Below are 12,337 nucleotides of genomic sequence, written 5' to 3'. Positions count from 1 at the left end.
AGTATACGGATGAGAAAGTTTCTCATATTGTAAAAGATGGAGTTAATGAGGCTAATTCGTATACGGATATGAAGTTTTCGACATTAAGTTATGCTGTTGAGGATGTTCGAAAAGAGGCAAGACAAGCAGCAGCTGTTGGTTTAGCGGTAGCTGGTTTACGCTATAGTGATATTCCTGGAAAATTAACAATCGCATTTGGGAGTGGTTTGTGGCGCAGTCAATCTGCTTTTGCTTTTGGTGCAGGTTATACTTCAGAGAACGGTGATATTGGTTCCAACTTGTCAATTACCACTTCTGGAGGGCACTGGGGTATAAGTGCAGGGGTTAATGTGATACTCAACTAATAAACGATTAAATCCATAAAATTGAATTGCCTTTTTCTTGTTTAAGAAAAGGGCAATTTTTTTACCTTCTTCCAGAGTTCTCTAAAGCTATTCTAAATGTAAAAACTCTCGTAATTATATAAAATCCGAATATAAAAAGCTTATTACAAATTTTGTTGAGAATAAAAGACCTTAGTGGTAAAGATTCAAAAAATTGATTGCTATTTTTCTTTGATAATTAGGTAATAATCTTATTGCTCTATCCTATTATTTTGATTTATTAAAATGCTTCAAGCAATGTAAATACGAATATTACCCTTTATTAAAAGAAGACAGTTTTAGCTTTTATTTGCGTATAGTTTTAAATGTATGCTTTATGTTGATATCGTTATAACTTTTCATTAAAAGTCTTGTTTTTTAAATGACAAATTATCTTAAGAATAGAATAATTCAAAATATTATGTTTTTTTAATCAGTTTCCTTTTTTGTAGCTTCATAGTAAAAGTTTAATTTCTCCAAATTGTTTTAATCTAATTACGAGTATGAAAAGCAAATAGTGCAAATTCTTACAATTCAAAATATGTCTTTTTATGTTTTAGACATGGTTTTTTGTTAAGGGTTTGTTATGAAAAAAATTATTGATCATATTCAAGGGAAATAGCTCAAGTTTTCAGCGTTTATTTTATCGGTTGTTTGTAGCAACGTTTTCATTGGGAGTTGTGATAGTTGTTTTTTTATCGAATGCTATTCCTGTTTTGGCGAAAAATTGATATAATAGAACAGCTGCTTCAAGCCATGGAAAAAGCAACAAAGAGCTATTCTCAAGGAAAAATGCTCCTTTCTGTGTATGCTAACTCTAACAGCATTGGGGCTCTCTCAAAAGGTTTTGATTTATTAAAAGCAAGTTATTTAACAGCACTTAATACAGCAGCAATGGCACCAATAGTGGATGATTCTACAGATTATAGTGGCTATATCAATTTTCTCGTCAATACGCTTTCTATTAAGAGTAAGGATGGTTTTAGTGAGAGATTTCTTACCGATTCGCAATTGGTTATGAACAATAACTCTACAATTACAATGAGTTCTGAAAACAACGAAGATGCAAGGATTATCGATGGATCTGACACCTTGCGACATGATTTCATTACAAGAATGCAACGATTTACAGGTATGCAACGTACTCCAAACACAAGTATTGCTTTAGGTAGTGGAACGCAAGGGGAAAAAGAATGGAGCGTTACTGTAGGCAATATGGCTCACGCTTTGGGGAAAAGCAGTGTCGCAATAGGTGGTGAATATAATAAGAAGAGCAAATATGGAGATAATAATTATACAACTGCGAAGAGTGATTATTCAATAGCTGTAGGAGCCGTTTCTAAAGCCCTAGGGTATGGTTCGATTGCTCTTGGGTGCATATGCATTTTCTCAAGAAGCTATTTTATAGGTTCCTATTCTAACGTGACGGTTGATGGGGTGTTGCTATCGGGAACAACTCTGTGCCTGGTAGGGCTGCTGGCGTTTTTGGGTATATGTCTCTTCTGCAAGGACCGGCTAAAAACACCGAATCTCAATAGAAAAGTACGAAAGGTGAAGTGAATATTGGTATTCTTAGTAAGAACATAACGCGACAAATTATAGGCGTAGCAGCTGGTAGCAAACCTGCCGATGCAGTGAACCTTAGACAGTTGCAGGATTTAGAAGAAGTCGTAAGAAAAAAGGTTGGAAACTGTCTATTGCTGGTGAGACAGCTAAAGATTTTGGTGCCAGATAGTACAATAAATTTTCATTCGGAGGAAGTAACTTCAGGGTTAAAAGAGATAAGGACGATGAAAATAAGCTCATATTTGGTTTGGCTAATGACATAGTATTGAAAAGCATAACATTAGGAGAGAAAACAAAAGTAGATGCAATAGGCTTAGTAATTATTGATGGCCCGCAAATAACTAGCGGTAGTATTAATGCAGCAAGTAAAAAAGTAACAAATATTGTGGAAGGAACTCGCAATACTGATGCAGTGAATTTTTCACAACTGAAGGAAGTAAAAGAATAAGTAGCAGTGAGTATTTTTGTAAAACAGGAAACAGCAACGAAACACATTACCATTGGTAAGGATATAGACGGTGATAAAATCGATATTACGAATAAAAGTGATAAATTACGGATAATTTCTGGTTTTAAGAAAGCAAAGAGAGATAAAGCATCAATGATGCTGTTAGTAAAAAAACAGCTTGAAGAAAGTTTAGAGAAACTTGCTAATGATTCTGCTGTTGTTTATTATGATAAAGAAAATAATGAAAATGGCACTATTAATTATGAAGGTGTGACTTTTGGAAAAACTACAGCTCCCGCTGCACTTCATACTGTAGCAAATAAAATTACGAAAAATTCCACTGATGTTGTCAATGGCGGTCAGCTTTATTCATTGGGTGATAAAGTTGCGAAATCTTTAGGTAGTGGAGCATCTTTTAGCGACGGTATTTTTACAGCTCTTACTTATAAATTATCATCAGATTGATGAAAAAGGTACGGTAATAGAGAAATCATATAGCCACTCTAACTTATTTTACAAGTCTTGATGACAATATCAAGAATATCAATAATCGTATTAAAGGAGTCTCTGAGGGGATGTGCAGGATTCTTTGTCATGGAGCACAAAGGATCAAGCTTTTGTTGCAAAACATGGAGAGAAGCAAGAAAACAGCAAGATCACATCCCTTTCGGCAGGAGCTATTACAAAGAGTTCCACGGATGCTGTGACGGGGTGGACAGCTTTATTCACTAAATCAAACGCGTGCAAAATATTTTGGCGGTGGTGCTAGATATGAGAATAAAGAATGGACAGCACCAAGTTTCAAGCTATAGAACCTTTGAAGAGAACAGCTATGATAATATTGCAGCAGCTTTTGCTGGCATAAATAGTGTTTTCGCGAAGCTTCATAATGAAATTTCTGGCAACATCGAGAAAAATGCTTTGTTATGGAGTAATGGAGCAGGGGCATTTGTGGCTCGGCATGGAAAAGACGAAAAAAAAGCTATAACGATATTGCTAATGCATTTAATGCAGGTCGTGGCGTTGATAAGAATAAGAAGGCGAGTAAGATTATCAATGTAGAGGGTGGAAAGGTAGAAGAAGGCTCGAAAGAAGCAGTAAACGGTGATCAGTTATATGATTACACAGAACAGCAGATGAAGACGGTTCTTGAAGATGCCAATAAGTATACGGATGAGCAAGTTTCTCATCTTGTAAAAGATGGAGTTAGTGAGGCTAATTCGTATACGGATATGAAGTTTGCAACGTTAAGTTATACTGTTGAGGATGTTCGGAAAGAGGCAAGACAAGCAGCAGCGATTGGTTTAGCAGTGTCTAATTTAAGTTATGATGATACTCCTGGAAAAATCAGTCTATCATTTGGTGGTGGTTTATGGCGCAGTCAATCCGCATTTGCTATTGGCGCTGGTTATATGTCAGAAGATGGAAAAATCTGCTCCAATCTCTCCGCAACGAGTTCTGGTGGTCATTGGGGTGTAGGTATTGGGCTTAATTTAATACTGAACTAGATAAGCAAAAAACTTTTCTTAAATATGCTCTTTGCCCTTGCCTCATCAAAGCGGGGGCATTTTAGTAAAAAGCTTTCATAAATCCTCTAATGAAGTAAAAAATCTTATTCACGAAAAATAAACTGATGCCTAAACGGATGATCAATAGGTACAAAAATTATATCTCTTTCAAAGAGGTCAAAGCTAAAAACGACACACAACCTTTGATAGAAAAAACGAAATTAATTCTAATATTAAGTGTTTTTTTACCTTCCTTAAATTGACTTTCACGAACTTGCCTCTAACTACCCTCTAAAGACGCTGTAGAAACAACAGTTTATGTCTTAATTTTATTTATGTCCTAAAACACGCTGTAAAAGCAGGAACACGCAAGGGAAATAAGAAAGCTTTAGAGTTCTAGAGCATACCTTTTTTGTGTTTTTAATCTATTATTATGAAGGGGGTTTTTATGAAAAAATTATATACTACACAAAATCTGCGTGATTTGAGGTTTTCTCGTTCACATCATCGATCATCATTGTTTAAAGTAGCTTCGTTGGGAACTGCGGTGGCATTGTTTTTATCGAATGCTTCTCCTGTTTTTTCAGCAAATCTCGATTTAACAAAAGCATCTCTTGAAAATGTGAAGAATGCCGCTGTGGTTTATCCGCAAAGTACTCTTTCTGCTTATAATGATTATACAAGTGGTATGGGGGGGGAAAATTCTGTCATAAATGTTTTAACAGTCGACGGAAGGTCTGTATGGAAAGATGCGCAAAATATCTTTACAGTGGGTGGCGCTGTTATTTTAGATCCAGAGAAATATACGGCAAAGGGGAAAAGTGTTGCTATAGACTCTACAGCGCACGCTTTAGGACTAGGTAATATCGCGATAGATGCCGGATATAATAACCAAGATGATATTAGGGATGCATTCTTAAATGCTTATTCTTCACGAGTGAGGGCCGATAGTAATGAAACTGTTATGGGGTCTGGGCCTGAAACGCGGGCGTATGGAAAGGTTATTCTTGGGGACGGTTCTTCGAGTAAGGCGGGTGCGGGTGCTCCCGGTTTCGATTTTCTCACTAAAAGCCCGTCAAAGGTAGATAATGAGATATGGAAAAGTAATGCGGGGCCAGCAACTATTGGTAATGATGTAAATAAGATGACGCGCCAGCTTGAAGGGGTGGCAGCTGGTACTTATAGTACTGATGCTGTGAATGTTGCGCAGTTAGGATCATTACAAAAATACGTAGACCAAGGTTGGAACCTATCCGTTGGGGGTAAAGATGCTAAAGCCGTTGGTATAAAAGATACTGTAGATTTGTCAGTTGCAAGTGACAACCTTACGATTACAAAAGGTGCGAAAGACAATAATGTAAAATTTGATCTAGCTAAGAATATTACAGTGGCAAGTGTCACTGCAGGGAACGCCTCTATGAGTAGTGATGGCTTTCTGTTTGCTGATGGGGCTAAAATAACTGTGGATGGTATTGATGCTGGCAATAAACAGATTACAGGAGTTGCAAACGGAGAAGAAGATACTGATGCAGTGAATTTTGCGCAGCTACAAGAGATAAAAAATCAAATAGCAGCAAATAGTCTTGTCAAGCAAGATGGTGGAGAAGAAGGTCGTATCACCATTGGTATAGCAACAGGGGGGTCTGAAATCAATGTTGCAAACAAATCGGGTGAAGATAGGATAATTTCCGGTGTGAAAGAAGCAGTTAATGATGATGAAGCTGTTAATAAAAAACAACTTGATGGTGAAATTGCAGATATCACGGACAGTATTAAGGTCATTAAAGAAGCAAATAGCTTTGCGGTTCTTTATGATAAAGATGCAGATGGCACCATTAATTATAATAGTGTGACTTTGGGTGGTGATAAGACTACGGCACCAGTTGCTCTCCATAATGTACAAGCTGGTACAGTTGCAGAAGGGTCGAATGATGCAATTAATGGCAGCCAGATTAATAAAATATCCGCAGATGTAGCAGGCATTTTTGGTGGTGATGCCGAATTTGTCGATGGTGCTTTTGTAGGACCACAGTATAATTTATCTACTGTTTCTGCGGATGGTTCTAGAGAACAGAAAGTCTTTTATAATGTTGGTGAAGCTTTGACAGGGCTTGATGCAAATGTAAAGAATGTGAATAGTCGCTTAACATATGTAGTCAATGACTTTACTCAGAAAATTGAAGGTGTTTCTAAAGATTCTCTTTTGTGGAGCGAAAATGAACAAGCATTTGTTGCTCTTCATGAAGCAAACGGAGAGAAGACAGACAGCAAACTCACATTTTTGAAGGATGGAGACATTTCTGCTAACTCAACAGATGCTGTAAATGGTTCGCAGCTCTTTACGACTAATCAGAATATTGCCACTGTTACGAATGATCTAGCAAAAATTTCTCAAAATACATCTCAATATTTGGGCGGTGGTGCAGATGTGGTCACTAATAAAGCACCAACCTATACGATTCAGAACACTGAATATAACGACATTGGTTCTGCTTTTAGTACTGTTGATAATTCTATCACGAATATCCAAAATCAGATTACGAATGCGACGAAAAATAGCCTCGTTAAGCAGGAGGAAAATGAAGGTACTATCACTGTTGGTAAAGCAACAGGTGGAACTAAAATCAATGTTGCGAATAAGAACGGTGATGCTCGTACAATTTCCGGTGTAAAAGCTGCAGAGCGGAATGATGAAGCTGTTAATAAAGAACAGCTTGATAAAAGTATAGAGAAGATTTCTAAGGATATTAATCTCACAACAGCTGCTGCAGTTCTCTACGATAAAGAAAATGGTGCTGTTAATTATGGTAGTATAACTTTAGGTGGCGATAAAAATAAAGAGCCAGTAGCTCTCCTTAATGTCAAAGCTGGCGAAATTGCTGAATATTCAACCGATGCAGTAAATGGGGACCAAATTAATCAAATCTCCCAAGATATAGCAAATTACTTTGGTGGGAATGCGGAATTTAGTGATGGTTATTTTGGGGGACCAGAGTATAATTTATCTACAGTTTCTGCGAATGGTAAGGTGGTTCAGAAAACCTTTGAAAATGTTGGTGACGCTTTGACGGGTCTTGATGCAAATGTGAAGAATGTGAATGATCATTTAATAAATGTGACAAATGATTTTACACAACAAATCAATAATATTACTCAAGAAGTCAAAGGGGATGCCTTGTTGTGGAATAATGATGAGAAAGCATTTGTAGCACAGCATGGAGAGGGAAGAACCAATAGCAAAATTAAGTTTCTTGCCAATGGAGATATTTCTGAAGATTCAACCGATGCTGTAAATGGTTCACAACTCTTTGAGACCAATCAGAATGTTACCACTGTCACAAATAATCTTTCAACAATTGCTAAAAATATATCAAAATATTTTGGTGGTGGTGCAGATGTATCTAATGGTAAAGCGCCAACGTATACTATTCAGGGCAAACCACATAATGATTTTGGATCTGCTTTTAGTACTGTTGATAATTCTATCACGAATATCCAAAATCAGATTACGAATGCGACGAAAAATAGCCTCGTTAAGCAGGAGGAAAATGAAGGTACTATCACTGTTGGTAAAGCAACAGGTGGAACTAAAATCAATGTTGCGAATAAGAACGGTGATGCTCGTACAATTTCCGGTGTAAAAGCTGCAGAGCGGAATGATGAAGCTGTTAATAAAGAACAGCTTGATAAAAGTATAGAGAAGATTTCTAAGGATATTAATCTCACAACAGCTGCTGCAGTTCTCTACGATAAAGAAAATGGTGCTGTTAATTATGGTAGTATAACTTTAGGTGGCGATAAAAATAAAGAGCCAGTAGCTCTCCTTAATGTCAAAGCTGGCGAAATTGCTGAATATTCAACCGATGCAGTAAATGGGGACCAAATTAATCAAATCTCCCAAGATATAGCAAATTACTTTGGTGGGAATGCGGAATTTAGTGATGGTTATTTTGGGGGACCAGAGTATAATTTATCTACAGTTTCTGCGAATGGTAAGGTGGTTCAGAAAACCTTTGAAAATGTTGGTGACGCTTTGACGGGTCTTGATGCAAATGTGAAGAATGTGAATGATCATTTAATAAATGTGACAAATGATTTTACACAACAAATCAATAATATTACTCAAGAAGTCAAAGGGGATGCCTTGTTGTGGAATAATGATGAGAAAGCATTTGTAGCACAGCATGGAGAGGGAAGAACCAATAGCAAAATTAAGTTTCTTGCCAATGGAGATATTTCTGAAGATTCAACCGATGCTGTAAATGGTTCGCAACTTTATTTGATGAGTAATCAGCTTGCTGCGTATTTTGGTGGTGGCGCTGGCTATAATAATGGACAATGGATCGCTCCTACTTTCAAGATAGCACAATTCAATAATGACGGCAGTTCTGGTGAGAAGAAGACCTATCATGACGTTGCCAATGCTTTTGACGGCGTGAGTGAGAGTATGTCCAAGATAAACAATCGCATTCAAAATGTTGAAAACAATGTCTCGTCCAATGGTTTAAACTGGAATGAACAGAAAAAAGCCTATGATGCTAGCCATGATGGTCAACCAAGTAAGATTATCAATGTAGAAAATGGTAAAATTACAGAAGGTTCAAAAGATGCAGTCAATGGCGGACAGCTTTGGCAGACCAACGAACGTATCACTGGCGTTGAGAAAGATATTAAGCATATCGAAAACAGAGTCGACAATATTTCCGCTACGGTTACGGATATTGGTGAAACGGTTTTCCATATTGAAAACAGAGTTGATAATATTGAGAACACGGTTAATAATCTTTCTGATGGTGCAGTTAACTATGATAAAGATGCTGATGGTAAAAAGACCAATAAGATTACTCTAAAAGGTGGCAACGAAAGTGAACCTGTTATGATTGATAATGTTGCGGATGGTCGTATTGAGAAGGGATCAAAAGAAGCTGTAAATGGTGGTCAGCTCCATGGCTACACTGAGCAGCAGATGAAAATTGTTCTTGATCAATCAAAGCACTACACAGATCAACGGGTGAATAATATCGTTATCGATGCTATTGATGATGCTGTTGATCGGGCTAACCAATATACAGATATGAAGTTTAATATTTTAAGTTATGACATTAAGAGTGTACGCAAAGAGGCAAGGCAAGCAGCAGCTGTTGGTCTAGCAGTATCCAACCTACGTTACTTCGACGACCCAGGATCTTTGAGTGTCTCATTTGGTAGCGGGGCATGGCGTGGACAATCTGCGTTTGCTCTTGGTGCTGGTTATACATCTGAGAACGGAAAAATCCGCTCTAATCTCTCTGCTACGAGTGCTGGTGGTCACTGGGGAATAGGTGGAGCAATTACTCTGAAAATAAAATAATACGAACAACGAAAACAGAACAAAATATTCACCCTTATTGATTGAAATAAGGGTGATTTTTTTTACAGACGCTACAGTATTTATCTAGAGATAAGCATAATATTTGATGAGGCTATAAACTTTGAGATTTTATAGAAGCTTTTTCTATATTTTTGTTGAAAAAAGATCACAGTAGAATCCATATTGCTAAAAAGTCATATTTTTATGTTGCTATTTTCTTGAACAGTCTATAGTAGTACAGAAATGTATATTAGTAAGACTCATTTTGATAAAATAACTTTCAAAAGGGGGGATAAGTAATGCGTAGAAATAGAAGGTACATCACAAAACCGCGCATATATCATTACATGATATTTTAAAAAGAGAAAACCTAACTAAAAAACCGATTATCCGAGGCAAGTTAGATTTCGAACATATTACAACCTCTTTTTACTTTACTTGTTATTAACAAAAAAATGCTTTTTAATAAAAACAAAGTCTATAATTAGGAAAGCACATACCAAAACCTTTTTTAAAGCATTTTATAGTAACGACTGCCAAGTAAAAAGTAATATCAAATATGCAAGACCTCTTTTTAGCCAGGACAAAACAGCACGTTAAACCCCTTAGACTCTAAATGTGTCATTTTTATGCCAACAAAACATAATCAAAAAAACAAACATTTAGGTCTCAATACAGAAAGCACACACAAAACAAGAGCAAAGACTCAAAATGTTCACACTCTAAGCAATGATCCTATAATTCGTATTTCGAAGAGATCAATAATGCTAAAATGTGTCTTTTTTATGTTTTGGAGGTGTTTCTAAAGTTTTTTCATTGGAGAGTTTGTTATGAAAAAATTATATGCCACACAAGCAGCGAGTGAATTAAAACGGTTTCGTTTTTCTTTTGTTAAAGTTCTTTCGTTGGCTACAGCGGCTACATTTTTATCGAATGTTACACCTGTTTTTTCAGAAAATTCTGATTTTAGAAACACATTTCTCGAGGGTGTTAACAGTGCTGGTGTCTCTTATCCACAAAACATCATCTCTGTTGCTGGTTTGAATGCTTCTTCTGTTTCAAAAGACAATTATTTAACAGCACTCAATAAAGCAGGATTAGAAAAGATTAATGCTGCTGATGACTATGCAAATTTTTTAACCAGAACTCTTCTAGGTCCGAGAGATGAGAGCTCTATAATAAATGTTTTGACAGCAAACAGTAGTAACCTACCGAAAAAAACGTTAAATGCAGACGAGCAATATAAAAAGTCTCTCATTGTTCCACGGTTGCTTGTTCGTGATGGCTCTACAGCCCAACAGTTTGCAAAGAATGATGAGAATGCAGTGCCTGTTAGTGTTTCTGGCCTTTTGCGGAGTGGTTCAACTGAGGGAATGCAACGGGATACGCGAGCGAGTGACACTGTTGTTATAGGTGATGATGCATCTGTAGAGGGAAAGAGAGGTGTTGCTATAGGCCATAAAGCTCATGTGCCAGATAAGGATAATGCTATTGCTATAGGTTACATGTCTCACGCTATGGGAACAAGCAGTGTCGCAATAGGTTCCGAATATAATGCAAGCAAGGGTTCGAACGATTATACAACTGCGGGGAGTGATTATTCAACGGCTGTGGGTGCTGTTTCTAAGGCTTTGGGGTATGGTTCAACTGCTATTGGTCATCGTGCATATGCAGAAGAAAAGCATGCCATTTCTTTTGGATTTTATTCAAAAGCACAGAAAGAGGGAGCTATCGCTATAGGTGTCGATTCTGTAGCTTCGGTGAAAGATGGCGTTGCTATAGGGAGAAGTTCTGTAGCTGATGTTGCTGCTGGTATTCCTGGTTTTTCTCCTTATTTTAAAAGAGCTGCAGATGACACAGGGTATTCATGGAAAAGTACTATGGGTGCAGTGAGTGTTGGTGATCATAACACGGGCAAAACGCGGCAGATTACAGGGGTAGCCGCTGGTACTGAACTGTATGATGCGGCAAATGTTGCACAGATAAGGTCATTACAAATGTATGTAGACAAAGGTTGGAAGCTTTCCGTTGGTGGGGAAAATGCTACAGCTGTTAGCATAGATAATACAGTCGATTTTTCTGCTGGAAGTACAAATCTTAATCTTACAAAAGGTGATAAAGACAATAATGTAAAATTTGATTTGGCTCAAGATGTTGCATTAACGAGCTTAAAGGCAGGCACAAATACCCTAGATGCAACAGGTTTAGTTATTACGAGTGGTCCGAAAATAACGACTTCTGGTGTTGATGCTGGCAGTAAAAAGATAACGGGAGTTGCAACGGGTACTGATGATACTGATGCCGTTAACAAAGGTCAGCTTGATCAAGATGTAACTGATCTTTCTAACAAAATTGAAGATGTGCGGTCTGTGGCAGTTCTTTATGATGAGGAAGAAGATTCAGATGATGTTAATCTGCTTGCGAGATCAGCACGTAAAGTTAATAAGAATAGTGTAACTTTTGGTGATCCCAAAACAGGCACTGTTTCTTTGCATAATGTTGGCATAGGTAAGATTACAGCAGAATCAACTGATGCTATAAATGGCTCACAGCTTTTTGAGAGCAATCAGAATGTTGCATCTTATTTTGGCGGTGGTGCTAGCTATGCGGATGGGAAATGGACCGCTCCTACATTCAAGGTAAAAACAATCAAGGAAGATGGCAGCCCTGAAGATGAGGATTATCCTGATGTGGCATCTGCTTTTGCTGGAGTTGGTAGTTCTATCACGAATGTTCAGAATAAATTGACTGAACAGGTTAATAATGTGATTAACAAGGTAGAAAGCGAAAGCTTTGTTCAGCAAGACGAAACAACGCATCGTCTCACTATTGGCGCAGCGGTAGAAGGCAGTGAAATCAATATCTCCAATAAGGATAAAGGGGATAGGATACTTTCTGGTGTTGGGGAAGCAACAAAAAACAATGAAGCGGTTAATAAAGGTCAACTTGATAAAGGTTTGAAAGATCTTTCGAACAGTCTTCAGTCTGATGAATCAGCAGTTGTTCATTATGATAAAACAGGTGACGAAAATGGCAGCATTGATTACACAAGTGTGACTTTAGGCGGTAAAGATAAGACAGTTGTAGGTCTCCATAATGTTGC

The 12,337-nt window shown here is 37.4% G+C and carries 8 protein-coding genes and 2 pseudogenes; all 10 read left to right on the top strand.

Annotated features, from left to right (window positions below; all coding sequences use genetic code 11):
- Window positions 1–344, top strand: a 344-nt coding sequence (locus ACFIKG_RS07920) for a YadA-like family protein (protein WP_375627467.1), incomplete at its 5' end; no start/stop codon positions are given.
- Between the two features lie 705 nt (window positions 345–1,049).
- On the top strand, window positions 1,050–1,922 hold the full coding sequence (locus tag ACFIKG_RS07915; RefSeq protein ID WP_375652052.1) for a hypothetical protein: 873 nt from the start codon (window positions 1,050–1,052) through the stop codon (window positions 1,920–1,922).
- Window positions 1,919–2,191, top strand: a complete 273-nt coding sequence (locus ACFIKG_RS07910) for a hypothetical protein (protein ID WP_375652051.1) — start codon at window positions 1,919–1,921, stop codon at window positions 2,189–2,191. Before ACFIKG_RS07915 ends, ACFIKG_RS07910 begins: the two co-directional genes overlap by 4 nt.
- Window positions 2,176–2,376, top strand: a complete 201-nt coding sequence (locus ACFIKG_RS07905) for a hypothetical protein (RefSeq protein ID WP_375652050.1) — start codon at window positions 2,176–2,178, stop codon at window positions 2,374–2,376. Before ACFIKG_RS07910 ends, ACFIKG_RS07905 begins: the two co-directional genes overlap by 16 nt.
- A 6-nt stretch (window positions 2,377–2,382) precedes the next feature.
- Window positions 2,383–2,841: a hypothetical protein gene (locus ACFIKG_RS07900; protein WP_375652049.1), complete on the top strand. Its 459-nt coding sequence runs from the start codon at window positions 2,383–2,385 to the stop codon at window positions 2,839–2,841.
- Window positions 2,842–2,953: 112 nt separating this feature from the next.
- Entirely contained in the window at window positions 2,954–3,145 is a 192-nt protein-coding gene (locus tag ACFIKG_RS07895) for a hypothetical protein (protein WP_375627462.1), read from the top strand.
- Window positions 3,146–3,147: 2 nt separating this feature from the next.
- On the top strand, window positions 3,148–3,438 hold the full coding sequence (locus ACFIKG_RS07890; RefSeq protein WP_375652048.1) for a hypothetical protein: 291 nt from the start codon (window positions 3,148–3,150) through the stop codon (window positions 3,436–3,438).
- A pseudogene (locus ACFIKG_RS07885) lies at window positions 3,426–3,884 on the top strand (YadA-like family protein); the annotation flags it as partial. The gene ACFIKG_RS07890 and the pseudogene ACFIKG_RS07885, both read left to right, overlap by 13 nt.
- A gap of 448 nt (window positions 3,885–4,332) precedes the next feature.
- Entirely contained in the window at window positions 4,333–9,234 is a 4,902-nt protein-coding gene (locus tag ACFIKG_RS07880; RefSeq protein WP_375652046.1) for a Vomp family autotransporter, read from the top strand.
- 830 nt (window positions 9,235–10,064) lie between these two features.
- Window positions 10,065–12,337 (top strand): annotated as a pseudogene (locus ACFIKG_RS07875) (hypothetical protein); the annotation flags it as partial.

Source organism: Bartonella sp. LB28NMGDW (assembly GCF_042194435.1).
In the GTDB taxonomy this organism is placed as follows: Bacteria; Pseudomonadota; Alphaproteobacteria; order Rhizobiales; family Rhizobiaceae; genus Bartonella; species Bartonella grahamii.
This window is presented reverse-complemented; position numbering and strand designations above follow the sequence as displayed.

What these genes read in the sequence shown, in the direction of transcription:
- ACFIKG_RS07890 (WP_375652048.1), top strand. Translation starts at nt 3,148, where the DNA reads ATGAGAATAAAGAATGGACAGCACCAAGTTTCAAGCTATAGAACCTTT.
- ACFIKG_RS07880 (WP_375652046.1), top strand. Translation starts at nt 4,333, where the DNA reads ATGAAAAAATTATATACTACACAAAATCTGCGTGATTTGAGGTTTTCT.